At 47.5% G+C, this 26,651-nt stretch carries 13 protein-coding genes; 8 read left to right on the plus strand and 5 right to left on the minus strand.

The genetic code is table 11. The features are described 5' to 3' along the window. Positions 1-290: 290 nt before the first annotated feature. The 8 genes from C3V43_RS09710 to C3V43_RS09745 all read left to right on the plus strand — a co-directional run bounded on the left by C3V43_RS09710 (position 291) and on the right by C3V43_RS09745 (position 18,375). The gene (locus C3V43_RS09710; protein WP_106069636.1) at positions 291-2,108 is read left to right on the plus strand and encodes a glycoside hydrolase family 2 protein; all 1,818 of its coding nucleotides are present in this window, start codon (positions 291-293) and stop codon (positions 2,106-2,108) included. Positions 2,109-2,187: 79 nt separating this feature from the next. After that, positions 2,188-6,141, plus strand: coding sequence for a two-component regulator propeller domain-containing protein (locus tag C3V43_RS09715; protein ID WP_106069637.1), 3,954 nt, complete (start codon positions 2,188-2,190; stop codon positions 6,139-6,141). 555 nt (positions 6,142-6,696) lie between these two features. Beyond that, the gene (locus C3V43_RS09720; protein ID WP_106069638.1) at positions 6,697-9,708 is read left to right on the plus strand and encodes a SusC/RagA family TonB-linked outer membrane protein; all 3,012 of its coding nucleotides are present in this window, start codon (positions 6,697-6,699) and stop codon (positions 9,706-9,708) included. 22 nt (positions 9,709-9,730) lie between these two features. Further along, positions 9,731-11,308 carry a RagB/SusD family nutrient uptake outer membrane protein gene (locus tag C3V43_RS09725; RefSeq protein WP_106069639.1) on the plus strand — a complete coding sequence of 526 codons (1,578 nt, stop codon included), beginning with the start codon at positions 9,731-9,733 and terminating at the stop codon, positions 11,306-11,308. A gap of 75 nt (positions 11,309-11,383) precedes the next feature. Next, on the plus strand, positions 11,384-14,053 hold the full coding sequence (locus tag C3V43_RS09730) for a family 43 glycosylhydrolase (RefSeq protein WP_235655833.1): 2,670 nt from the start codon (positions 11,384-11,386) through the stop codon (positions 14,051-14,053). A 235-nt stretch (positions 14,054-14,288) separates the two neighbouring features. Further along, positions 14,289-15,257, plus strand: coding sequence for a glycoside hydrolase family 43 protein (locus C3V43_RS09735; RefSeq protein WP_106070541.1), 969 nt, complete (start codon positions 14,289-14,291; stop codon positions 15,255-15,257). A gap of 27 nt (positions 15,258-15,284) precedes the next feature. After that, entirely contained in the window at positions 15,285-16,298 is a 1,014-nt protein-coding gene (locus C3V43_RS09740; RefSeq protein ID WP_106070542.1) for a family 43 glycosylhydrolase, read from the plus strand. A 46-nt stretch (positions 16,299-16,344) separates the two neighbouring features. Then, positions 16,345-18,375, plus strand: coding sequence for a hypothetical protein (locus C3V43_RS09745; RefSeq protein ID WP_106070543.1), 2,031 nt, complete (start codon positions 16,345-16,347; stop codon positions 18,373-18,375). Between the two features lie 45 nt (positions 18,376-18,420). Here the strand turns inward: C3V43_RS09745 and C3V43_RS09750 are convergent, their stop codons facing one another. The 5 genes from C3V43_RS09750 to C3V43_RS09770 all read right to left on the minus strand — a co-directional run bounded on the left by C3V43_RS09750 (position 18,421) and on the right by C3V43_RS09770 (position 26,564). Continuing rightward, positions 18,421-19,707: a histidine acid phosphatase gene (locus tag C3V43_RS09750; protein ID WP_106069640.1), complete on the minus strand. Its 1,287-nt coding sequence runs from the start codon at positions 19,705-19,707 to the stop codon at positions 18,421-18,423. Positions 19,708-19,781: 74 nt separating this feature from the next. Continuing rightward, positions 19,782-21,443, minus strand: a complete 1,662-nt coding sequence (locus C3V43_RS09755; protein WP_106069641.1) for a RagB/SusD family nutrient uptake outer membrane protein — start codon at positions 21,441-21,443, stop codon at positions 19,782-19,784. An 11-nt stretch (positions 21,444-21,454) separates the two neighbouring features. Further along, positions 21,455-24,661 (minus strand): TonB-dependent receptor, encoded by a 3,207-nt coding sequence (locus C3V43_RS09760; protein WP_235655834.1) that lies wholly within the window; start codon positions 24,659-24,661, stop codon positions 21,455-21,457. 304 nt (positions 24,662-24,965) lie between these two features. Then, positions 24,966-25,943 (minus strand): FecR family protein, encoded by a 978-nt coding sequence (locus tag C3V43_RS09765; protein WP_106069643.1) that lies wholly within the window; start codon positions 25,941-25,943, stop codon positions 24,966-24,968. A gap of 51 nt (positions 25,944-25,994) precedes the next feature. Then, the gene (locus C3V43_RS09770; RefSeq protein ID WP_106069644.1) at positions 25,995-26,564 is read right to left on the minus strand and encodes an RNA polymerase sigma-70 factor; all 570 of its coding nucleotides are present in this window, start codon (positions 26,562-26,564) and stop codon (positions 25,995-25,997) included. Positions 26,565-26,651: the final 87 nt, after the last annotated feature.

Genomic DNA, 26,651 nt, shown 5'->3' on the forward strand with positions numbered 1-26,651 from the left:
AACGTAATTTTGTATGCCTAAAGTTACAAAAACTTTAGGAAATAGCAAAGCCCTGGCTTGAGAAAGTCGGGGCTTTGTGCAAAAAAAGAGGATGTGTCTATTTTGACACACCCTCATTCTTTGTTCCCGTTATTGATTGTTTCTATAATGTCTTCTTATACCCGAACAAAGATATGCCGGGTTGTGTGCGAAAATCCTCGATAATGCTATTTATTGGTTCGGAATTTCCATTCTTTTCTTCTGCACCTGCCTATCTTTGTCAATGCGAAAAACCATAAAACAATCATACCATGAGAAAAATACTCCTCTTATCGTCCTTTCTGGCAATGTTTGCAACCGGAAGCCGAGCACAATGGAAACCGGCGGGCGATAAAATCAAAACCGAATGGGCATTGCAGGTAAACCCTGCCAATGTATTGCCGGAATATCCGCGCCCCATTATGGAACGAAAAGACTGGAAAAACCTGAACGGGTTATGGAGCTATGCCATCATTGATAAGGGCGGACGTATGCCGGCGGCATTCGACGGAGAGATACTTGTGCCGTTTGCCGTAGAGTCGTCCTTGTCCGGTGTGGGGAAAAGGATAGACGAAAACCGGGAGCTGGTTTACCAACGGAGTTTTTCCATCCCTTCCGGCTGGAAAGGCAGGCGGGTGCTGCTGCATTTCGGAGCAGTGGACTGGAAAGCCGATGTATGGGTGAACGATATCAAGGTAGGCAGCCATACGGGAGGGTTCACTCCTTTCTCTTTCGACATCACTGCCGCCTTGTCTGCCAAAGGCGATAACCGTCTGCTGGTGAAGGTGTGGGACCCGACCGATAACGGCCCCCAGCCGCGCGGTAAGCAGGTGAACAATCCGCATGGCATCTGGTACACTCCCGTAAGCGGTATCTGGCAGACGGTATGGATGGAGCCGGTTGCCGAGAAGCACATCGCGAACCTCCGCATTACACCCGACATAGACCGTGGTCTGTTGACGGTAAAGGCTGAATTAAGCATGAATACCTCTTCAGACATGGTGGAAGTGAGTGTTTATGACGGCAACCGACTGGTGGCTGCCGGCAAAAGCATCCATACCGAGGCGGTGGAAGTGGCTATGCCCGATGACGTCAAGCTGTGGAACCCCGACGCTCCATTCCTTTACACGCTGAAGGTGACGCTGAAAAACGGCGGCAAGATGGTGGACGAGGTGAGCAGCTATGCCGCCATGCGCAAATACTCCACCCGCCGCGACGCCGACGGAATCGTGCGTCTGGAGCTGAACAACGAACCCTTGTTTCAGTTCGGCCCTTTGGATCAGGGATGGTGGCCCGACGGACTCTATACAGCTCCCACGGATGAAGCCCTGTTGTATGACATACGTAAGACGAAAGATTTCGGTTTCAACATGATTCGCAAACACATCAAAGTGGAGCCGGCACGTTGGTATACGCATTGCGACCGGCTTGGCATCATTGTGTGGCAGGATATGCCGAGCGGCGACCGTAATCCGGAGTGGCAGAACCGCAAGTATTTCGACGGGACGGAACTGAAACGCACCGCCCAGTCCGAGGCTTGCTATCGCAAGGAATGGAAAGAAATAATGGATTATCTCTATTCCTATCCGTGCATAGGCACATGGGTGCCTTTCAACGAGGCTTGGGGACAGTTCAAAACAGCCGAAATAGCCGAATGGACCAAACAATATGACCCCACCCGTCTTGTCAATCCAGCGAGCGGAGGCAACTATTATGCCTGTGGCGATATGCTCGACCTCCACAATTATCCGCATCCCGAAATGTATCTGTATGACGCCGGCCGTGCCACGGTATTGGGCGAATACGGGGGCATCGGCCTCGTGCTGAAAGACCATCTTTGGGAACCAAACCGTAATTGGGGTTATATTCAGTTCAACTCTTCCAAAGAAGTGACGGATGAATACGCAAAGTATGCCGACATGCTGTACCAACTCATCGACAGGGGCTTTTCGGCGGCGGTGTATACACAGACCACCGATGTGGAAATAGAAGTGAACGGCCTGATGACCTACGACCGTAAAGTAATCAAGCTGGACGAGAAACGGTTGAAAGAGATAAACGCACGCATTTGCGGCACATTGAAAAAATAATCGGGCAATTATTTTCTGATGATGAGTGATGGGGTAAATTGCCGGTCACTCATCATTGTCATTTATAAAGCGCAGCGTTATGAAACGAATGATTATAAAAATTCTTCTGGGGTTCTGTTCACTGGTCGCACTGTCTGTTCACGCAGAAAAGGCCGTTCACTACTATTTCAGGACGATGGATATCCGCAACGGTCTTTCGCAGAACACGGTCTACCAAATTCTTCAGGATAAAAGGGGCTTTATGTGGTTCGGAACCAAGGACGGGCTGAACCGTTATGACGGCCTTTCTTTCCGGGTATACAAGAAAGAGAACTCCGGTTTGGGCAAGAATTTCATAACTGCGCTTTATGAAGACCGACAAGGCAATATCTGGATTGGAACCGACGGAGGAGTATTCATCTACGACCCTGTGCTCGACTCGTTTGCAGCCTTCAAAGAGATGAGCGACAAGAGAAGTGTTATCGACGATTTTGTCACCATGATTGGAAGTGACGACCACGACAACATCTGGATATCGGTAGAAAATCAAGGGCTTTTCTGCTACCGGCAGCACGAAAAGAAACTGCTGAACTATCTGTACGATTCGGGCTTGGCCAACGTCACACGTTTCTGGCTCAACGGAAATACCTGCTGGGTGGCTTTGTATGCAGACAATCTCTATCATACGAAAGACAACTTCAAAACACCCATGCAACCGTTCAAAGATGCAAATGGAAACGAAATCTTCAAAAATGACATTATAAACTGGCAGGTCAACGGCCCGCACAACTGCATCTATGTCGCTTCGCTCAATGGACTGACTGAGGTAAACCTCACTACCGGCAAGACGCGCAGGTTGCTCAATACCTATGTACGAGCCTTGCAGTTTCGGTCAGACAATGAGCTGTGGGTAGGCGCGGAAACCGGATTATACATATACAATCTGGCAAATAATAAGCTGACCCATCTGACTGTCCCCGACCAAGATGACTCGTATGCCCTATCGGACAATGCTATTTATTCACTCTGTTGCGACAGAGAAAACGGCATGTGGATAGGCTCTTATTTTGGAGGTGTGAATTATTGCCCCTATCAATGGACCTATTTCGAGAAGTTCTATCCGCGAGACGACCTCAGACATTTCGGACGCCGTGTGCGCGAAATATGCGAGGGCAACGACGGCCGTTTGTGGATAGGTACTGAAGACAAAGGCTTGTTTAATTTCAATCCGGAGACCGGAAAGATAGAACGCTTTGAGCATCCTGCCATCTATCAAAACATACATGGTCTTTGTCCGGATGGAGATGAGTTGTGGGTAGGCACTTTCTCTGGCGGTTTGAACCGGGTAAATCTGCATACCCGGCAAGTGAGGCATTATGCCAAAGGAGAGAGCGAGAACTCGATGCCTGCCAACGATGCCTTCACCATTTGTAAAACCACCACGGGCGATGTATGGATTGGCACCACATCCGGGCTGTTGAAGTATAACCGTTCCACCGACGACTTTACGCGCATTCCCCAGCTAAGGAATATGTTCACCTACCATATTCTGGAAGACTTCAACGGCAATCTGTGGTTTGCCACTTTCTCCAACGGGGTGTTCTGTTACAATGTCAGCAGCCGGCAGTGGAAAAACTATCTGCCCGATGCGAAAAAACCATCTTCTCTGCCCTACAATAAAGTCATCAGCATTTATGAAGACAGCAAGAAGCGGCTATGGTTCATGACATTGGGCGAGGGCTTTTGCCGTTATAACCCGAAAACAGACGACTTTACACGTTATGACATGTCGAAAGGCTTTCCGAGCAATACCATTTACAAGATGATTGAAGACAAGCGCGGGAACCTATGGATAACCGGCAATAACGGGCTGGTCTGCTTTAACCCCGACACGGACAGCAAGCGCATTTATACCACGGCCAACGGGCTGTTGAGCAACCAGTTTAACTTCCAATCCGGATACTGTGATAAGAAAGGGCGCATTTATCTGGGAAGCATCAACGGATTTATCGTGTTCGACCCGGAAACCTTCGTCGAGAACACGTTTCTGCCCCCAGTGGTCATTACGGACTTCTTCTTGTTCAACAAGCGGCTGTCGGTAGGCAGTCCGGACTCTCCTTTGAAGAAAAGTATCACCTGTGCGGATGAGATGCAGCTGGATGCCGACCAGAACTCCTTCTCCCTTCAAGTGGCCGCCCTGAGCTATCAGGCTCCCGAAATGAATCGTTTGGAATATAAGCTGGAAGGCTTCGACCGTGAATGGTACACCGTAGGGCGTAACTCCGTCATCAACTACTCGAACCTCCCCTACGGGAGTTATATCCTGCGTATAAGAGGTTCCAACAGCGACGGCAAATGGAACGAGGCCGAGCGCAGGCTTGCCATTCATATCCGTCCTCCTTTCTATTTATCAGTCTGGGCGTATGCCATCTATACCGTGTTGATTTTATCTTCCTTGATTGGTATCGTTTTTTATTTCAGAAGGCGAACCATGCAGAAGCACCGTCGAGCCATGGATAAATTTGAAAGAGAGAAAGAGCGAGAACTCTATGCAGCCAAAATAGACTTCTTCACCAATGTGGCTCACGAAATACGCACACCGCTTACGCTGATAAAGAGCCCGTTGGAAAACGTACTTGCCTCGCACGCCGTTTCGGAAGACATCAGGGATGATTTGGAAACGATGGAGCTAAACACCAACCGTTTGCTCGATTTAGTAAATCAGTTACTCGACTTTCGGAAAACGGAAACACAAGGCTTCCAATTGAATTTTGTAGAATGTGATGTATCGGAGCTTTTGCAAAAAACCTACAAACGCTTTATTCCTTTGGCACGTGCAAAAGGACTGGAACTGAACATAGAGGCCCCTGAAAGCTTGTATGCCTCAATAGACCGCGAAGGACTTATCAAAATTATCAGTAATCTGCTTACCAACGCGATAAAGTATTCAGAGACCTATATACGTATCAGTTTGCGTGCGGAAGACGAAAGGCTGTTGCTTACGGTATGCAACGATGGCCCTATCGTTCCCGCCGAGATGCGTGAGGAAATCTTCAAACCGTTTATCCAATACAAGACAGGGGCGTTGCGTACCGTAACCGGCACAGGCATAGGGCTGGCATTGGCCCGTTCATTGGCCGAACTTCATGAGGGCAGTTTGTGGATGGAGCAAACAACGGAAAACAACTCTTTCTTATTGTCACTTCCGCTTCGGCATGAACAAACGGTGGTTATGGAACACAAAGAAGGAGTAAAAGCCGAAGAGCTTCCGGAAGACAACGACACGAGATTCGTCGCCAATCAGCATCGCTACACCCTTTTGATAGTGGAAGACAGTCCGGAGATGCAGGCATTTGTCGCCAAACAATTGTCGTCGGACTACCGCGTATTGACGGCCATGAATGGAGTGGAGGCCTTGAAAGTGTTGCAAGAGCACACCGTACATCTGGTTGTCACGGATATTATGATGCCTGAAATGGACGGGTTGGAGTTGTGCGACCGTTTGAAGTCCGAACTGGATTATAGTCATATCCCTATCATCCTCCTGACGGCCAAGACCACCCTGCAAGCCAAGATAGAGGGAATGAAACTCGGCGCGGATGTATATATAGAGAAGCCCTTCTCTGTGGAATACCTGAAGGTCTGCGTGGCCAATCTGCTGAATAATCGCGAAAAGTTGCGAGCTTCGTTTGTCAACTCTCCTTTTGTGCAGACCGGCAGTATGGCAATGACAAAGGCGGATGAGGCCTTCCTCAAGACATTGAAAGAAGTAGTTGTGGCCAATATGCAAAATCCGGATTTCTGTCTGGACGACATGGCCGGGCTGCTGAACATGAGCCGTTCGAGCCTGAACCGCAAGATAAAAGGCATCTTGGATATGACCCCGAACGACTATATACGCTTGGAACGGCTGAAGAAGGCCGCACAGCTCTTGAAAGAAGAAGAATGCCGAATCAATGAAGTCTGCTATATGACCGGTTTCAATACACCTTCTTATTTTACCAAATGTTTTCAGAAACAATTCGGAATTTTGCCTAAAGATTTTGTGAAATGAACAGCGAGTTCGGTATAGGCAGTTGCTTTTGCTAAAGACGAGGGGCTGCATCCTGTGTGGGAAAGATATTTCTTGAATGCACCGGTTTACAACGAGATTAGGCAAAAGAGAAAAGAGCCTTTCAGACCAACCGCCCTCCTCCTGTTTTGACAGCTACAATCCTTTGCCGTGACAGACACTTGTGTTTAAGCCGACAGACACCAGTGTTTGAGCCGTCAGACACCTGTGTTTGAGCCGTCAGACACAAGCCTCTGACAAGACGGACACAAACACCTGATAACCAATGAGATTTAACTTGAAAACACAAGAATCTCCGGGTGAGGTTATCGACCCTGTTTCTTATCCCGAACTCAGGTAAATGATAAAATGAAATCACTAAAATAGAACAATCCGACCAAAAGCCTTCAGCGTACTTTCCCGAAGGCTTTTTGGTTTTATAATTGTATTGTTTGAAGCGATATTTGTATTCGGTTTATCCTGATGCGGATATATTTGCAATAATTAAGAAAACGGACTTCTATTTCCGTATAGTTTGAAAATCTAATTCTATAAAAAATGAGCAAGAAAATCTTATTCTTATTCTTCGTTTTGTTTGCAGCTACCGCTTATTCACAAGATGTGACCATAACGGGAACGGTGACGGATGCAAATAAAGAACCCTTGACGGGTGTAAATGTAGTGGTGAAAGGAGCTACTACGGGTACTATTACCGACATCGACGGTAACTTCTCTCTAAGCGGAAAAAAAGGGAGTACGCTTGTTTTCTCATACATCGGTATGATTAGTCAGGAGGTGGTCTACAAAGGAACTGCCCTGCATGTGGTGATGCAAGATGATGCAAAGGCTTTGGATGAAGTGGTTGTCATCGGTTATCAGACAGTTAAGAAGTCCGACCTGACCGGAGCCGTGGCTGTGGTAGATACCAAAGAAATGAAGAAAAGTGCTGCCGGAACACTTGTCAGCCAGATGCAAGGCTTGGCCACCGGTGTGAACGTGCGTAGCAGCGGACGGGCAGGAGAGGATGCTTCCATTCAGATTCGCGGTGTAGGGTCTTTAAGCAATAACTCCCCGCTGTGGGTTGTCGACGGAATGATTACCGATCCGGGTGTTGATTTCAACCCGGCAGATGCAGAATCCATCCAGATATTGAAAGATGCTTCTGCGGCGGCCATCTATGGTTCTCGTGCAGCCAACGGTGTAATCATCGTTACTACCAAGAAAGGTGCAAAAGGCCCCATGAAGGTGAATGTCAGTGTAAAGGAAACGTTGGAATGGAGTCCGAAGTACGACCTGATGAATGCGGCGGAATACATCAAATATAATGATATTGCCTACAATGAAGCCATTAAGGATGGCATTGCCACCGTAAACAGCACCCAGAAGCACTCGCCGTATGATACCAACTGGCAGGACGAAGTACTGAAGACGGCTTTGGTGCAGGACTACAACGTATCTCTCTCCGGTGGAGGCGATTCCGGCAACTATTTCCTCTCCGCCGGATATTACAAAAACAATGGTGTGTCTTATGGAAATACGTTCGACCGTTACAGCTTCCGCGTAAACACGCAAGGCAAAAAGGGTTGGTTCTCTTTTGGTGAAAACATGGCTTATTCACTGACAAACACAGACCCGAACCAGACAAATACATACAATGACTTTTTGCGTATGATGCCTACCATTCCTATCTATGATGAGAATAATCCGGGAGGGTATGGTTACGGCGACGCTTCCAAATACAATACGTTCGGCGTGAACCCGATTGCGCGTGAGGATTTGGAATACCGCCATTATCGTCAGAATCGCTTGAATGGTTCTGTATGGTTGGAGTTCAAACCTTTCGAATTCCTTTCTTATAAATTCAACGGCGGTGTCGACCTCTATTTCTATGAGAATTCATGGTTCCGCGGTGAGGGTAACTGGACTCAGAACCAAGAACATCGCGACCCGGAAAGTCAGAAAGCCCGTGATAATACTTACAACATGCTGATAGAGCACACGTTGAACTTCAACAAAGATTTTGGGAAACATCATGTGGACGCTGTGGTGGGTACAACCTATCAGCATCATGAATGGGAAGGCCTTTGGGCTTCGCGTCTGAACTTCCCGATGCTTGGCAACAATGGTTATCTCACCGTATTGAATGCCGGACAAAGCAACCAACAGAATTCTAATGCCATCAGCAAGAATGCGATGATTTCTTATCTGGGACGTGCGAACTATATCTACGACGACAGATACTATTTGACTGCCACTTTCCGTCGCGACGGCACTTCCCGTTTGGCGAAGGAAAACCGTTGGGGCAACTTCCCCTCATTCTCCGGTGCGTGGAGAATCTCGAAAGAAGACTTCTTTGACGTATCATGGATTAATGACTTGAAGATTAGAGGAAACTGGGGACGGCTGGGTAATGCCTCCATCGGCGATTGGGACTATATCGGAACCATCAATCAAAGTATCGTGACCGTGTTTGGCGGAGCCATTGTTCCCGGTTCCACTCAAGTGAAACTGGTGAATACCGGCCTTATATGGGAGACAAAGGAAACGGTAAACGTTGGTTTCGACGCCGGCTTCCTGAACCAGCGGCTGACTGTCAGCGCGGAATATTATAACTCCAAGACCAGCGACGTATTGGCCGAGACTCCGATAGCCATTTCTACCGGTAATCAAGGTGGCTCACCGTGGAAGAATGCAGCCAGCTTGCGCAACAAAGGTTTTGAAATAACGTTGGGCTGGAAAGATCAGGTGTCGGACCTCAAATACAGTGCTTTGCTGAATGTAACAACGATGAGCAACGAGGTGTTGAGCCTCGGACGTGACGATACTGAAAGGGACTTTATCGACTCTGGTCAGGCAAGAACGAAACCGGGCAGGTCGTTGGCCGAGTTCTATCTGAGAAAAACGGACGGAATTTTCAAGACACAAGAAGAAATCGATCGTTATGTAACCTCGAAAGGGACTCCTATTATCATCGAAGGAAAGCGTCCGAAGTTGGGTGATGTGAGATACCTCGACTTGAACGATGATGGCGAAATCACCGATGCCGACCGCGATTATTGCGGCAGCCCGTGGGCCAAGATGCAAATGTCGTTGGTGTTCAATGCCGAGTGGAAGAATTTTGACTTCAGCATGATGTGGAACGGACAGTTCGGTAATAAGATATATAATGTTCCCCGTTGGCAAGGACGTCTGTTTGCGGACAACTCCAATTACATCCGTTTCAAGAAAGGCGAAGAACCCTATCAGGTGAACCCGAACTCCGATACGCCACGTATCATATACGGTGACTTCCGCAATTCCCGTGATGCCGACCGCTTCTTGGAGAACGGTTCTTACTTCCGTATGAAGAATATTTCTGTGGGATATAACTTCAAGCAGAAGTGGCTGACGAATCTGGGCGTTGAGAAACTTCGCCTGTTTGCCACCGGAAGCAACCTGATTACAATCACCGGTTATTCAGGCTTGGATCCGGACTTTAAGGGGGCGAATCCTGTTTGGAACAGTGGAACGGATGGCTTTGCTTACCCCAACACTCGTTCGGTAATGTTTGGATTAGACTTAACCTTTTAACTTTTAAATCATTTTAGAAATTATGAAAAAGATATATTACGGATTGATGCTGGCCGGTGCAATGACGTTCTGCACCGGATGCAACTCTGATTTACTGGATATCGACAATCCGAACGAAGTCACTAACGTCACTTATTGGAATAAGCCGGAGGATGCTACAGCCGGTGTAAATGCTTGTTACAGCTTTCTTTATAAGGAAGGGACATGGATGCGTTGGCTCTCCTTCCGTTACGATTTGACTTCTGATGAAGGGTGGAGCTCTTCTCCGTGGATTGAGTTGGGCGACTGGACTCGCTTCCTCTATAACAACTATAATTTTTATGAAGGGAATACCATCCATTGGGAACATTTCTATGTGGGCATTTTCCGTTGCAATCAAGTGTTGACCTATGTTCCTAAAATAGAGATGGACGAGACGACGAAAAACCGGGTATTGGCACAAGCCTCGTTCCTGAGGGCTTTGTGGTATTTCCAAGTCAATCTGTTGTGGGACAAAGGCACCATGCCTCTTGAGCCAAAGGATGCCACCTACATCCCGGAAGACGCTTCCGAACAGGAAATATGGGACCAGATAGAAAAAGATTTGACTTTTGCCATGCAATATTTGCCCGAATCTTGGGATGCGGCCAATCTGGGGCGTGCCACCAAGGGGGCTGCGAAAGCCCTGCTGGGCAAAGCCTATATGCAGCAACACAAATATGACAAGGCAAAAGAACAGTTGCAATGGCTGATTGACAAGGAAGGTTCTTTGTATGGTCTTATCGATAATCGCGAAGATAACTTTACCGATTTGGACGAGAACAACAAGGAAGGCATCTTTGAAATTCAGTTCGATGACAAGAACAAAGGTGGTACGGGCAATGACGCCAGCATGGCGTTCGGCTTTCAGCGTACCCAATTCTATGCTCCCGGCGGTATCGGTTGGGGCGACGGAAAGGCTCGTCGTTGGCTGGTCGATGAATTCTTGAAAGAGAAGCGGGCTGATGGGCAGAACGACTTACGCTTGTATAGCAGTATCCTTTATCGTGGTTTCTCGCAAGATTTTCCCAACCTTCCGAAGAACTATTATCGGTTTGAGAATGCCGATTGGAACGACGGATGGGGAACCGACCCGGAGGACTGCTACATTCGTAAATACAACACCTCATACTATCGCACTGCGGAAGACTATTTTGCACGCAACAACTATCGCATCATGCGCTACGCCGACATCCTGATGAACTATGCCGAATGCTTGGTAGAGACGGGAGGAAGCACGGCAGATGCCGCCGCTTACGTGGATAAGGTCAGAGAGCGTGCCGGGTTGGTTAAACTGCAAAACAGCCAATGGAAAGATTGCTTGAAATCAAAAGATGCCTTTATCAAACGTCTTCAGACGGAGCGTACGTTGGAACTCTGTTTCGAGGGATGGCGGTGGGCCGACTTGAAGCGTTGGGGATTGCTCGATTCTCAGGCAGGTATCGATGAGCTGAAAGCTCGTGACAAGGATTTCAACAACTTTATCATTGGCAAGCACAGACGTTTGCCCATTCCGAGAGACGAGGTGATGAACAGTACGGTGGATGGTGTGGTGCACCTGAATCAGAATCCGGGTTATTGATAATTCAAGGAAGGCTGTGTCTGGAAGTTTCTGCTCATTCAGAGATTTCCGGCATAGCCTTTTCCCTTAATTTTTATGTGGCACATGCTTATTTGTAGAAAAACTATATTATTACTGGCTTTTGCTTGTTGCAGCACACTGTTTGCACAGAACGTCCTAAATCCGGTACTTCCCGGAGTGGCGGATGCCGGTGTGATGAAGTACAACGGCAAATATTATATCGGCGGCGTGCATACGAATGGAGACTTTTATGTTTCGGATGATTTGGTTCATTGGGGGAGACCTGTCCATGTCCTTTCGATGGATAATGAATGGACAAAAGGTAGTAGAGCCGGGAATGACCAGATTCATGCCAATGACATCCGCTACCTGAACGGCGATTTTCATCTGTATTGGTCTGTCAATTACTGGGGGAAGGATAAGCATGTCGTTCATATCTCACATGCGCAAAGCAAAGAGCCCTTGGGGCCTTATGTCGAGCCGAATAAGAAAACTTGGATGGATAACCGTATCGACCCGATGGTTTTTAAGGATGACGACGGACAATTATACATGTATATGGTGCGCTTCACGGATGGGAATACGATATGGGGGCGCAAGATGAAGAACCCGGCAGAGCTTGACGGCGAGCCCGTATGCCAGTTCGCTTCGTTGCCCGATACATGGGAGACGATGGATAACAGGGTGGCGGAAGGCCCTTGGGTAATGAAATACAGAGGACGTTATTACATGATGTACAATGCCAACTACACCTCTACGGAATGGGGCAATTATCAGTTGGGAGTGGCCGAGGCCGACTCTCCTTTAGGTTTTCAAAATGGTAGTAAATATAGTCATCCGGTTGTGGGATGCAATCAGGCAGAACTCGAAGAGAAGTATGTAGACTTATTGCGGTATGGCGATGCGTATGAGCCGCTGTTTGCTTATACGGAAAACATGCCGGAAGGAGACTGGACAAAGGAAACCTATGAGGCTTCGGGCTGGAAGAAAGGAGAAACAGGTTTTTCGTCCGACGAGGTGAAAGGTTCTACGGTTCGGCGCATGGGTACTTGGTGGAAATCGCCTGCTCTGTGGTTGCGTAAAGCCTTTTCCGCCGGTAAGCAGGTTGGCAATCTGGCTTTGCGGGTGGCTCACGACGGAGATACTAAGATTTATCTGAACGGTACGCCGGTTTATGAGAAGCAGGGGCGTGATTATTGCATCGTCAATCTTGATGGGAAATTGCGTGCTGCCCTGAAAGAAGGAGCGAACCTTCTTGCCGTGGAGACAAGGAGAGGAAAAAGTTCGCAGTTCTTTGATGTCGCTTTGTTCGACATGAAGAACGATGTGTCCGATGATATACTGATGACACCCGGACAGCCCAATATTCTGAGAGGGCCGAATGGGTTTGAGTGGTGGTTGATTTATATGGCAAACAAAAACAACGAACATCGCGGGCAGTATATCGACCGCATACAGTTTTTTGATAAAACGATGTATGTGGACGGCATAACCGGGCCTCGTACAAAGGGCTATCATCCGAAGCCTGCTTTACCTACTTTTGCCCGAATGGCCGAAACATCTTCGTTCGGTGTGTTGCAGGGGGTGCAAGCGTCTGTTGCCTATCTGTTCGAGACGGGGATTAAGACAAAAGCCGAAGCCGGTGTCGTTGCATGGTGGAAAGATGCCGACAATTGCGCTTATGTTGGCTTGGATGCCGGCCATCGATGCTGGTATATGCGCACCCGTATCAATGGCGAAGAGAAGAAAGATTTTTTTACCTTGCCTACTGATTTTCGCTGGGGTGTTTACCATCATTGGCGCATCGAGCGTAACGGAGGATGCATAAAAGTCTGGTTGGACGAGATTCCTGCACCGGGAAAACATATCTTTACGGAAATTATTCCCGCCCAGGAGGAGGGAGTTCCCGGCGTGTTTGACGAGAAGAGAGACGCCTTGTTCGAGGGCGCTGTCTATACTATCGGTTTCGACGATATGGAATGGCAGCTTGCGGAGGAGGCGGAGATGTTGAAGGGGGATTTCCTGAACGATTATGAGTTCAGCTTTCAGTTGTCCGGCTTTTCCGAACAAGACGTGGCAGGCTGCTATCCGGTTTATGTAGACAAGGATAATTATGTGAAGGCCCGGTTCAACGGCACGACCCGTATGCTTGAGGTGATTGCCGTGAAAAAAGGAAAAACCACTTGGCGCGAAGACTTCCCGTTGGAATGCCTGCAAACGGTCTATCCGGATGTGAAATATACCGATTTCATCGAGAAATCTTACTGTTTTGCTACACCTGCATGGGTGGATGCCCTCTACTTGAATCGCCACGAAGCCGATGACAAGTCCCGGTTTGTGGAAGACATGTTCAGTAAGTTCACGGTGGATTATTTGAGTAACGGTGAGTGGCATCCGATAGATGTGCAGGGTGCGGGGGTCGACCCACGGCATCCGGCTTATAACCGTTTGTCTTTTTCCCCGGTGAAAGCTGAAAGAATCCGGTTCATCAATAAGGATGCGGAAGATTTGAAACGCCATATCTATAAAATCGGTATACACGAGATGCTGAAGGCATCCTACAATTTCCGTGTGGTGCGCCGGGGCGGGAAACTGTATCTCTTGGTCGACGGCAAGGAAATGAGTGCCATTGGTATCCGGTATCCTGCATCCCGCATCGGATTCTGTGCGGAAAGCGGTGCTCCGACCTATAAGGGAGTATTGTATTACCACATCGGGCAGCCTTTTCGTCAGGTGCAACCTTAACCGGGCGTCGGGACGGCGTTTTGTCCGAAAAAATATACGCCGTGAGACGCTCTTGTAACAGGTTGATTATCAGTACATCTAAATAGAGCCTATCTAAGTATAGGACTTAGGGTGCCTAAGTATAGGACTTAGGGTATCTAAGTATACTACTGATCCCCCCTCAGTATGCGAGGGAGAGAAAAAATGTTTTTTTAGTAAAGATTTATCTTAAAATAAGAATCAAAAGAAAATGCTCATGAAGAAGAATTTTATAAGTATGTATCTGTTTCTGCTGGCTGTACTGACTTCCTGCCAGTCGTGTTCTTCGGAATACAAGAACGTGGACGATATAGTTGTCAATGGAGTTGAAACACCGGTGCTTTTCGGCGACCCGTTTATCATGTTGCATGGCGACACTTATTATGCCTATGGCACGAATGCCGCAGATGGCATTGAAGTATATACCTCGGATGACTTGCAGACTTGGAAATACAAAGGTATGGCACTGAACAAGAAAGATGTATGGGCCGATCGTTGGTTCTGGGCTCCGGAGGTCTACGAGGTCGATGGGAAGTTCTACATGTACTATTCCGCCGACGAACACATCTGCGTGGCCACGGCCGATAAGCCTGAAGGGCCTTTTGTACAGAGCGAGAAGCAGCCTATGATTGCCGGCGAGAAATGCATCGACAACTCTCTGTTCGTCGACGATGACGGCACGCCTTACTTGTTTTTCGACCGTTTCAACGACGGGCTTAACATTTGGGTGGCCGAGCTTGAAAAAGACCTCGTTACGATTAAAACAGAGACCATGCACCCTTGCATTCATGTTTCGCAGGCATGGGAGGAGGTCTGGCCGCGTGTCAACGAAGGGCCATTTGTAATGAAGCGCAACGGGCTCTATTATATGACCTATTCAGCCAACAGCTACGAGAGCCCTTTCTATGGCATAGGTTGCGCCACGGCCACCGACGTGATGGGGACATGGACCAAGTACGATGAAAATCCGCTTTTGCAGAAACCCGGCGAGCTGGTAGGAGTGGGGCATAGCGCTATGTTTACGGACAAGGCCGGAAAGCTCCGCATCGTTTTCCATGCGCACAAGGATAAAAACAACATCCATCCGCGTGCCATGTATATCAGCGATGTCTGTTTTGAGAAAGTGGATGGGGTGGAGCGTATGAGAATCAGTAAGGAATATATGACCCCCAAGGTCGTGAAATGAAATCGTATAAAAACAGGAAACATGCGTATGAAGATTTTCTTTGAATTATGGCTGCTATGCAGCCTGACGGCTTGTTCTTCGTCAACATCGGCTAAGGAAGAAACACCGGCCGAACAGCCGAAGAATGTGTACCGCAATCCGGTGATAGATTACAGCCTGCCCGACCCCTCGGTCATAAGGGCCGATGACGGCTATTTCTACCTCTATGCCACCGAAGATATCCGCAACCTGCCCATTCACCGTTCCAAGAATCTGGTCGACTGGGATTATGTGGGCACTGCCTTTACCAATCATACCCGCCCCACCTTCGAGGAGAAAGGCGGTTTGTGGGCGCCGGACATCAATAAGATAGGCAATAAATATGTGTTGTACTACTCCATGTCGGTATGGGGAGGCGAGTGGACGTGCGGCATAGGTTGCGCCACAGCCGATAAGCCCGAAGGCCCTTTCACGGATCATGGCAAGATGTTTCGTAGCAATGAAATCAATGTGCAAAACTCCATTGACCCTTTCTATATAGAAGAGGCCGGGAAAAAATATCTGTTTTGGGGTAGTTTCCGGGGAATTTATGCCATCGAACTTTCGGATGACGGACTTTTTCTGAAAGAGGGTGCTGTGCCGCGTCAAGTGGCGGGCACGGCCTACGAGGGTACTTATATCCATAAGAAAGACGGTTATTATTATCTCTTTGCCTCCATAGGCAGTTGCTGCGAGGGGTTGAAGAGTACTTATACCACGGTTGTAGGACGTTCCGAAAGCCTTTTCGGACCTTATGTGGACAAGAACGGCGGGCGCATGCTCGACAATAAGCACGAAGTCCTCATAGGGAAGAATAACTCCTTTGTGGGAACAGGGCACAACTCGGAGATTGTGACCGACGATGCCGGTAGCGATTGGATTTTCTACCATGCCGTGAGTACAAAGAAGCCCGAAGGGCGTGTATTGATGATGGACCGAATAGAATGGAAAGACGGGTGGCCGTCAGTGGAGGGAAACAGCCCTTCGACAGAATCACATAAACCGGTATTTACACAACGCTGAATAAGAGATATCAGCCGATAATTATGAATAAAAAGACATACTTATGATGAGATTTAAAAAATTAGTTGCAGGGATAGTGCTTTTGATTAGTATTACAAGTGTGGAGGCCATGAATGTTGGAGCCGGAGACGTGTCGGCCTCTGTTTCCTTGAAAGTTCCGGGAAATGCAGCCAAGCGATATTCATTGGTTCTTCAAAAACAGCAAGGCGGTGTGTATAGCTGTCGGACTTTGGAAGAATTGCCGTTGACCATTACCCGGACTGTAGAGGATATGGATGGCAAACAGCGCTTCACGATAGTTATCAAAGCCGTGGAGGATGTTTATTTCAATTATGGGGAACAGGTGAAAACGGGCTATAAGCATGCCGATAGCCGGTTCTATATGCCCGGATTCTGGTATCGCCGCAATCTGCGTTCGCCGAAAGAAGCGCCTTCGTTCCATACTTCGGACAGTTGGCTGGTGCGTGAAGACCGTCTGAGCAGCCCGCTGACGGCAGCTTTCAATCCCGTCGACGGGAAATCCATGTCAGTCATCCGCATTGATAAGTTCGACAAAGAAGCCTTGTCCACCCATAAAGAGGGCGAAGTGATATTATCCGGAGAAACCTCCATCGGCTACACCGGATTCCTGAATGTGGACGGAATGACGGTACTTGCTTATGACTTTCCTTATAAAGAGGCACCAAAGACCTATATCCGCAAATTGACGTTGGCTCCTGCCGTTGAGGCTTTCCAACTACTTCGTAAGGGCGAAAGCATTTCGCTGACTTGGGAGCTTTCCGAACGGGATACCGCCGATTTCTCGGAATGCGTGCAGCGCACGTGGGAGTACAGTTATGACACCAATCGTCCGAAACCGGTGGAAACCCCTTACACCGTAGACCGGATGAAGGAGGTGATGAGCAACTTCTTTGTGGAGAGTTATGTCGACAATACGCCCACCTATTATTATTCGGGTGTTGAACTGGAGACAGCCACTTGTGCCAATACGGATGTGGCAGAAGTCGGTTTTGTGGGACGCACTTTGCTCAATGCTTTCAATGCATTGGAATACGGTATGTTGAAGAATCGCCCCGAATTGGCAAAGAAAGCCAACAACATCTTCGATACATTTCTTCAAAACGGATTTTCGCCGGCTGGCTTCTTTAACGAGGTGGTACACTACAACCGTGGCTTCAAAGAACCTCACCACAGCATCCGCCGTCAATCCGAAGGCGTGTATGCCATTCTGAACTATCTGAATTACGAGAAACAGCAAAAACGAAGTCATCCCGAATGGGAGAAGCGTATCAAAAGCATGTTGGACAATTTCCTCACGTTGCAGAACGAGGACGGCAGTTTCCCGCGCAAGTTCAAGGACGATTTTTCCATTGTAGATGGCAGCGGCGGCAGTACCCCCTCGGCCACATTGCCCTTGGTGATGGCTTCCAAGTATTTCAAGGACAAACGCTATCTGGCCGCCGCCAAGCGCACGGTGCAATACTTAGAGAAAGAACTGATATCCAAAGCCGATTATTTCTCCTCCACGTTGGATGCCAATTGCGAGGACAAGGAGGCTTCTCTGTATGCTGCCACGGCCTCCTACTACCTGGCTTTGGTTACCAAAGGAGAAGAACGTGTACACTATGCCGGCTTGGCCAAGAAAGCCGCTTATTTCGCCTTGTCTTGGTATTACACTTGGGATGTCCCCTTTGCCCAAGGTCAGATGCTGGGCGATATCGGTTTGAAAACCCGTGGATGGGGAAATGTGTCGGTGGAGAACAACCACATCGATGTATTTGTTTTCGAGTTTGCCGATGTGTTGAACTGGCTTTCCAAACAGTACGACGAACCTCGTTTTTCCGACTTTGCCGGGGTGATTTCCACCTCCATGCGGCAGTTGCTCCCCTATGAAGGGCACATGTGCGGCATTGCGAAGGCCGGCTACTACCCTGAAGTAGTGCAACACACCAATTGGGATTACGGACGCAACGGAAAGGGATATTACAACAATATCTTCGCGCCGGGCTGGACGGTTGCTTCCCTGTGGGAACTTTTCACTCCGGGACGTGCCGAGCGGTTCTTGCTGAAGAAATGAAACTTTGTCCAACACTTCTCGGTCATCGAGGAAGTGCGGTTTCATTCAGTTCTTATATTCGCTTTCGTCGTATTTGCGCAACTTGACGTCATAGTATTGCTTGACGTCTTTCCAATGATAGTAGGGATACATGTCGGTGGAGATGGGCATATGTCTTTCTTTCTCGTTGAGCAAGACTTTGACCAAGATATCTTCGCTATCGGGTTTCCGATAAAAAACGAACTGGATGTTAGAAGCCATGGGGAAGATTTCAAACGAGCGCCAATGCTCCGCCAAGCTGTCCATGTCGGTGTACGTCCTACCGTAGTGTTCCAGTTCAAGCAAGGCGACCAGAGGCAGCAGGCAGGATTCATGCCCAAAGCGCAGCGTGGCGCCGTGCCGGCCTGTGGAGAGGAATTCGTCGGCAGTACAGAGGATGTTGCGCAGGAGTTCCGCCTCCTTATAGGGCATCCATCCTTTGGTTTGAGGAGCCGCGCCGCCATAGAGGTACCACGATATGTTGTTCTTACTCCACAGGTCAATGCACTCACGGTTGGTGAAGAGCGAATACAGCTCCATATCGGTGTCGTGGCTTTGCATGTTGCAGGCTATGTCGAAGAGGTTGTTCATCAGCCGTGCGGGCTCTACGTGCTGTTTCACGAAGAGTGAGTCGCTGAACAACGCAGCCATCAGCCTTTGCGGGTGTACATACTTTTGGGCGATATGGCGGCGGGTGGCTTCGGCCTCGGGCAGGCGCGAGAGCTCGTTCAGTTTGGCGTTATCCCTGTTCAGGTAAGGCATGTCATGCAGGCTGGCATCGGTCGATATACGCAAAGCGGGATTCAGTCCCTGCAACTCCATACATTCGTTCATCATGGACAAGATGCAGCGGATGACGATGGTGGAGCGCGCGTCTATTCCTGCGCTGTCGGCAAAGACTTCGGGGAAGTTGTGATACATTCTTCGGGCTATGCCTCTGTGCTGGCGGGCACCGGCAGGGGTCAATTCGCCCAGACGTTTTTCGGCCATGGCGTTCATTCTGTTCACGACGTCCAGCGTCCGCTTACCGGCAGAGGTCAGGACGTTTGCCGAATCGGCCTTTCCCAGCACTTGCTGCGGGTAGGTGTAGTCTTTAGGATTGATTAGAAACCTTGAACCGTGCCGGTTGTACGTGCTGATGTAGAAAGGCACATACCCTTGGGGTGCAGGCGACTGTTGCCACGTAGGCTCGGGATATGCCTGATAGTTGTTGGCTGCCAACGAACGGTTTTCGGTGATTACTTGTTCGATTGTTTGCGAATATACAAAGCCTGTTACCAGTGTGTATATCCAGAGAAAAAAGATCTTTTTCATAAAATAAAAATTAGAAGAGGTGGCAGATTATCCCAAAAACGAGTAAGTCATCTGCCACCTCATGTTGTTAATTACTAGTTTGCATAGCCGTCATTCTGTTTTAACTTCGGATTCTTTTCAAGCTCGCTTAGCGAGAAAGGCAGATAGCGGTTGTGGTCGTTGAATACACGGTCTTCGATGCGGCACTGCTTCTCATTGGCCGATGTGCGCGGTTCTATACGGGCACGCATCTCAGGGTTGCTTTCTTTCCCATTCACTGTACCTATTATTCTATAAAGCGTTCCGTTCAGTACTGTATGAGCTACCATTTTGCCATTATCGTCTTTCCAACGGACAATGTCGGCACGGCGCATACCTTCGCCGGCCAGTTCGATGGTACGTTCGCGGCGCACCAAAGCACGGATGCTCTTCTGATCCACATATTTCGAACGATTCACCTTACTCATACCGCCACGTACACGTAATTGATCGATTATATCGAGGGCTTCGTCAAGGTTTTCGTTCAGTTCCACATTGGCTTCGGCAATGGTGAGCAGTACCTCTGCATATCTAAACAGGATGGGGCATAAGGCTTCGTTGCTCAGCGACGCTGAATATTGAGAAATTGGCACGGTGTATTTGGCCCATATCATTCCCGTTTTTGAAGCATTGTTCGAGGCATTGTAAAAGTCGGGATTCGATGCTCCATTGATTTTCTTGTCCAACGTATTGAAAACTCTGATTTTTCCATTTTTACCTAACCAGTCCATACCCGGATATATGACGGTTTGAGCAAGACGCGGGTCACGATTGGCAAACGGATGTTCGGGGTCATATCCCGAACCCGGCTCGTCAGGCATCAGGCCATTCTTCATTTCGAACATGTCTACGAGGTTGCTTGTAGGCACCATCGAAGCCCATCCTCCGTCGGCGTTGTTGAAAAGTCGGATGCAGTTCTCGAACGGAAACGTGGTAGGCACGTGCTGCATGGCGTAGATTATTTCTTTTGAAGTTTGTCCTTGCAGGCTGAACATTTCGAGAAAATCAGGGTCTAATTCGTACATATCCAGTTGCCTGATGGCATTAGCCGCTTCGCGCGCTTTCTGATAATCTCCCCAATACAAGGCAGCCCTCATTTTGACGGCCAAAGCTGTACCTCGAGCGATACGCCCTTTTTGTGCAGGTTTTATGTTCAGCATCGGGATGGCTTGATCCAGTTCATTGTAGACAAACTCTTTTATTTTCTCTTCGGAACTTCTTTCCACCTGAGCTTCTGCCGCCGTTTCAGGCAAATCGGTAATCAATGGTACTCCACCATACCAGAAATTCATCTGGAAATAGCGATAAGCACGAATGGTGCGTACCTGAGCAAACAAATCGTTCTTTACTTTTTCGTCGAAGTCCACTTTATCGGCCTTGGCAAAGAAAGTGTTGCAACGACGGATGAGAGAATAGTCGTAATATGCCATGGTACGGGTTTGCGACATGGTGCCGTTGGCCACGAACTTATAGTTGCCCGATGATGAAGCCTTATAGGCAATGTCAGACATGCAATCGGCAAATAGAATGTCATCGGAGCCGACGGGGTTCGACCATTTTTCATAGCAGGCTGTAACGGCACTGTATACATCTTTCTCTGTCTGCCAGAAAGTGGAAGGCGATAAGGAATCGTGAGGAACTTTATCCAAGAAGCTGTCGCACGAAGAGGTGGATAACAGGGCTATGGATGCCCAAACTATCAGTTTATATGATTTCATAGGTAGTTCAATTAAAAGGTTATGTTTATACCAAACGAGTTTGTCATTACCTGCGGATAGTGTGAACCGCGGCCGGAAGGTGCTTCCGGATCTATATTGACCGGAAGGTTGTCGAACTTCAGCAGATTCTCTCCCGAATAGAAGATACGGGCTTTGCTTATGCCCAAATGGGCCGTATATGCTTTGGGAAGTGTCCATCCCAGCTGTATATTCTTTATTCGCAGATAATTGGTAGAGAACAACCAGAAAGTGGAGTAGTTGCCCGGACGACTGGATGAATTTTTATCAGAATACAGTCGTGGGAATGAACCATTGGGATTTTCGGGCGACCATGCATCAAACCAAGCCGTGGACGGATGTGAGGTGTCTCCTTCGAAAGTCCCGAAAACTTCTTCGGTAAAGTAGCGCTGAACACCCGAAGCTCCTTGCATCAGAAGAGAAAGATCCAGACTCTTCCATGCTGCCGATAAATTCAGCCCGAAGGTAAACTTCGGTTTCTCGCTGTTTCCGATGACACGGTCGGCAGAAGTCAGCTTACCGTCGCCCGACGTGTCTTTGTAGCGGATATCTCCGGCCATGAATTTCGGCCCGAAAGGATTGCCGTAGGTTTTGGTATATTCATCGGCTTCTTCCTGACTTTTGAATAAACCGTCGGCTTGGTAAGTATAGAATGAAGCGTAAGGTTTCCCTACTTGGTGTATCTTATTGCCGTCGTACATTTTATCTACCCCACCCAAATCGAGAACCTTGTTATGGTTGGTGCTCCAATTGCCGTTTACTCTGAACTTCCAGTCTTTCCATTCCTTATGATAGCCGACACTGATTTCCAGACCTCGGTTGGACATGGCTCCGACATTATCCTTATAGGCTTTCAAACCGAAAGTACCCGGTACGGGAACGCTCATTATTATATCCGTGGTCTTACGATTGTAAAAATCGATACTCAGGTCGACGGCATTCAGCAAAACCATGTCGATTCCCACTCCCCACGTGATGGATTTCTCCCACGAAATGGATGATATGCGATGTGACGTTTGTGCGATACCGGTTTCTACCGTATCGTCGAACGGATAATTGTGCCCGATGCTGTAAGTCACCATCCACGGGTAATAATCATTGCTATTATCACTGTTCAGTGCACTTTGATTGCCCAGCTGACCCCAAGAGGCGCGTATCTTCATCGAATCCATCCATTTCTTCGACCAATTCATAAACGTTTCTTCAGATATTCTCCACCCCACCGATACAGAAGGGAAATATCCCCACCGATGGTCGGGACTGAAACGGGAAGAGGCATCGGCACGGAGGTTGGCTTCAAGCAGGTAACGTCCCCTGTAGTCGTAATTGATGCGTCCGAAGTACGACATCATGCTCAGTGCTCGGGTATATCCTGAATTGGTTTGTGTGGATTCTGTTCCGGCATTTAGGTCTGTTAGTGTGTTGTTGGGGAAATTCTCGCGTTCTCCTCTCAACTCTTTGTAGTGGTAGTCTTCCATGCGATACCCTGCCAAAGCTTTCAGATGATGGTGTCTGCCTAAAGTCTTCTGATAATTCAGCAGCAAGTCGATCGATTCGCGATCCCAAAAGTATGCCCTCGAACTCAGCTTATTGGGGCCATGATACTTGTTCTTGTTGTATTGAATATCTTTACGGAAAGCATCGTACTCTTGGTTGTTCCCTGTATATGCCCCTTTTGCAGAAATTTGAAGCCCGTCTGTTATATTGTATTCCAGCTCGATGTTTCCTGCAAAGTTTTGGTTCTTCCGGTTGATGGTTTGGTTCAGGTCGAGCCATGCTATGGGATTTCCGTCACCGATGGCCCCGTATGTGCCGTCCTCGTTCTTATAAGGAATCCATGGCGCTATGCGGTTGATTTGGCGTATGATTTGATCGGATCCCCCACCGACATACGAATTGTCGGCGTCCTTATAATAATTGTTGATATATGACATACCGGAGCGTAGTGTAAACTTATCGGATAGAACAATGTCTATATTGGAGCGCATATTGAATTGTCGGCGGTTGCAATTGCGCATGATGCCGTTTTGGTCGAGAAAACCGGCAGAAGTCATGTATTTTACATGTTCGTTACCGCCTGATACGCTTACGTTATGTTGGTTCATAAAGCCGCTGCCGTCAAATCCCAATTTATTCCAATCGGTATCGGGATAAGCAAAAGGATCGGAGCCGTCTTTGAATTTCTTAATCTCTTCTTCGGTGAACCGGGGAGCGGCTCCGCTGTTTTCCAAAGCCTTATTATAGTATTCGGCAGCATCGCCGGAGTGCATGCGCTCAACAAATCCTGTAGCTTTTTGCCACCCGATTTTACCGGAGTAGTTCACTGTTGCGCGTCCGGTCTTTCCGCGTTTGGTGGTGATAAGAATCACTCCATTGGCGGCTTTAGAGCCATAGATAGCGGCCGAAGCGGCATCTTTCAGTACAGAGATGGAGGCGATGTCATTAGGGTCGATTTGATTCATTGAGCCGGATTGGATACCGTCAATGAGAATATAGGGCGATGCGGAATTCCACGTACCCAATCCTCTGATAAGGATAGAAGCGCCGTCTTGTCCCGGACGCCCTTCGCCTGAAGTAACTGTCATACCCGGAACAAGCCCTTGGAGGCCGGATGAAACGGAAGTAACCGGCCTGTCAGCCAGTTCTTTGCTGTCAATGGATGCTACCGAGCCGGTAAGGTTGACTTTGACTTGCGAACCGTATCCTACTACCACTATTTCATCAAGCAATTCATTGTCTTCGTGCAAAACGATGGAGACGGGTTTGCCGCTCATGGCTTCAACCTCCTCTTTTTTATATCCTATATAGGAGACTTCCAACAACGATTTGGCCGATGATACTGTAAGGGTGAAATTTCCGTTTATATCGGTGGCCGTTCCGTTGGTCGTCCCTTTTTCAATCACTGTGGCTCCGATAACGGGCAATCCTTTGGTATCTTTTACGAACCCTTTTATAGTCAGGTTTTGTTGCTGTGCTTTGTTTACCGCATCTGTTGCCGGAGACAGAATGATATGTTTGCCTTTAAGTCTGTAATGAATGTTTGTATCTGCGAAAATCTTATCGAGTACTTTACTGACGGTTTGTTTATCCACATTCACTGATACTGTTTTATTGATATTGACTTGGTGGTTGTAGATAAATAAATATTCTGTCTGGAGTTCGATTTCATTCAGTACTTTTTCTAATAAGACGTTGTTCATATTCAACGAAACTTTGGCGTTTTGCGAATTTATATTTCCGGCATAAGAGCACAGTACGCAAAACATGATAAGTAGTGTGGAAATACGCATAACTCTAAAAGATTGTTTAAATCGGCATCCTTTCATCAATAGAAAGTGCTGAATCTGATATTTTTTCATAAATTAGCTTCGATTATGGTTAAACATTTAAGTTTTTAAGTGTTCTTTCTTAGTCGGGGCAAGTGTTGCAGCACTTGCCCTTTTTAATAATAGTTTATGGTTTATTCATAGGCATATCGTTTTTAAGAGTTCTACAATGATGTGTTTATTCAATGGTGATTGTTTGCTGTTCCATGTCGTAGTGGAAAGTAAAGTGAAGGTCGTTTTGCAGGATGCGCAGTGCATAGTCGATACCGTCTGTTTGACGGAACTTGCCGGTATAAGAGTACTTTAAAACCTTTTTATTCTTGACAAGTATTCTGGTGGCAAAGTATTTCTCAAAAGTTTGCATGATGTCGCTGAACGGTTGGTTCCTTATACTGATTATTCCTTCTTTCCAGAGATAAGCATTATAGTCGGTCACGGTGCTTACTTTCAGACGTCCTTTTTCTAATGAGACCTTTTCGTGCGGTTTTAGTATAACAGAATCGGGTTCTTTTCCTTTAGAAGTTACTTTTACGCTACCTTCCATCAAGCAGGTTTCAAATTTCGTTGTATGTGGATAGGCTTCTACATTGAAATGAGTGCCCAACACTTCGATATCGCATTTGTCGGTTTCTACGATGAACGGATTTTTCGCCTGATGGGTCACTTCGAAATAGGCCTCTCCGTGCAGGGTTACACGTCTGAGACCGGAGGAAGCAAAAGATGTCGGGTATTTTAAGGTAGTGCAGGCATTGAGCCATACGGTTGTGCCGTCGGGCAGGGTTACCTGCGTGCGTTGTCCTGCCGGTGCATATACCGAGCATAAAGCCGGAATCATTTCATCGTGTGCGGTATATTGGTGATATATCTGTGTGACGAGAAACGTCAATATTACTGCTGCTGCTATTTTTATCAGATTACGGATTTGTATGCGCTTTGCTGGGGTTGCTTTTATATGCTTGGCATTTCCTTCTTCCTGTATGAAATTGATCATATCGAAGAGTTTGCGTTGTGCATTGAATTCCCGTAGATTCTCTTCCGAACGCTCCACCCATTCTTTTATTTCCATTCTTTCGTCAAGACTTGCTTCGCCGCTAAAAAAACGAAAAAGAGCCTCTTTCTGTACATATTGTGTGCTGTCTGCATATTGTTTTTTCATTATAAGCAGATTTTGGGGGTTTATTATAATACAACTACCCCCATCGTCCCCCTAGTGAGAAAAAGGAAAAAACAAGAAAAGGAAAGGAAAATAGTCTTTTAGCGATATTCGAAAAGCTTTCAATGCTTTACTTATATGGAACTCTACTCCTTTTACGGAAATGTTTGTAGCCGTGGCTATTTCGGAGTAGCTCTTTCCATCGAATCTGCTCATTATGAAAATTTGGCGGGTGCGTGCCGGAAGTGATTGTAGTGTCTCGTTAATTATTTGTCTTATTTCATTTGAGAAGAAATCTGTGGGGTCACAACTTTCCAATTGATTGATACGTGCATGCAGTTCCCACTTCTGATATTCTGTCAGACTGATAGAAGCGGTATCTACCACACGTTGGTGTTTCAAATGGTTGAGACATTTGTTCTTGATGGAAGTCAGTATGTAAGAAGCAGCCTCTTTTTCTGAGCAGAGCAGATTCTTTTCCCAGAAATCGGAAAAAGCGTCTGCCGTAAGGTCGGCTGCTACTGTGTAATCGTGTACATAAGTGAATGCAAACCGCAAAAAGGCCGTTTTGTATGTGCGGTAAACGGTGTTGAACAACGATTCATATTCTATGCTTCTATTCATTATGGTGATAAAAGAATTTCGGTTGGGTAATCATTGGCAAAGATATCTGTTAACCTGAATTCTAAGACCTCAGGTTATTAATATTTA

Origin of the sequence: Prevotella heparinolytica, assembly GCF_002998535.1 — a bacterium.
Classification (GTDB): domain Bacteria; phylum Bacteroidota; class Bacteroidia; order Bacteroidales; family Bacteroidaceae; genus Bacteroides; species Bacteroides heparinolyticus.

Excerpts from the sequence above, each read along its gene's own strand:
- C3V43_RS09725 (WP_106069639.1), top strand. The coding sequence starts at position 9,731 with ATGAAAAAGATATATTACGGATTGATGCTGGCCGGTGCAATGACGTTC.
- C3V43_RS09750 (WP_106069640.1), bottom strand. The coding sequence starts at position 19,707 with ATGAAAAAGATCTTTTTTCTCTGGATATACACACTGGTAACAGGCTTT.
- C3V43_RS09765 (WP_106069643.1), bottom strand. The coding sequence starts at position 25,943 with ATGAAAAAACAATATGCAGACAGCACACAATATGTACAGAAAGAGGCT.
- C3V43_RS09710 (WP_106069636.1), top strand. The coding sequence starts at position 291 with ATGAGAAAAATACTCCTCTTATCGTCCTTTCTGGCAATGTTTGCAACC.
- C3V43_RS09720 (WP_106069638.1), top strand. The coding sequence starts at position 6,697 with ATGAGCAAGAAAATCTTATTCTTATTCTTCGTTTTGTTTGCAGCTACC.
- C3V43_RS09760 (WP_235655834.1), bottom strand. The coding sequence starts at position 24,661 with ATGAACAACGTCTTATTAGAAAAAGTACTGAATGAAATCGAACTCCAG.
- C3V43_RS09770 (WP_106069644.1), bottom strand. The coding sequence starts at position 26,564 with ATGAATAGAAGCATAGAATATGAATCGTTGTTCAACACCGTTTACCGC.
- C3V43_RS09735 (WP_106070541.1), top strand. The coding sequence starts at position 14,289 with ATGAAGAAGAATTTTATAAGTATGTATCTGTTTCTGCTGGCTGTACTG.
- C3V43_RS09740 (WP_106070542.1), top strand. The coding sequence starts at position 15,285 with ATGAAGATTTTCTTTGAATTATGGCTGCTATGCAGCCTGACGGCTTGT.
- C3V43_RS09715 (WP_106069637.1), top strand. The coding sequence starts at position 2,188 with ATGAAACGAATGATTATAAAAATTCTTCTGGGGTTCTGTTCACTGGTC.
- C3V43_RS09755 (WP_106069641.1), bottom strand. The coding sequence starts at position 21,443 with ATGAAATCATATAAACTGATAGTTTGGGCATCCATAGCCCTGTTATCC.
- C3V43_RS09730 (WP_235655833.1), top strand. The coding sequence starts at position 11,384 with ATGTGGCACATGCTTATTTGTAGAAAAACTATATTATTACTGGCTTTT.
- C3V43_RS09745 (WP_106070543.1), top strand. The coding sequence starts at position 16,345 with ATGAGATTTAAAAAATTAGTTGCAGGGATAGTGCTTTTGATTAGTATT.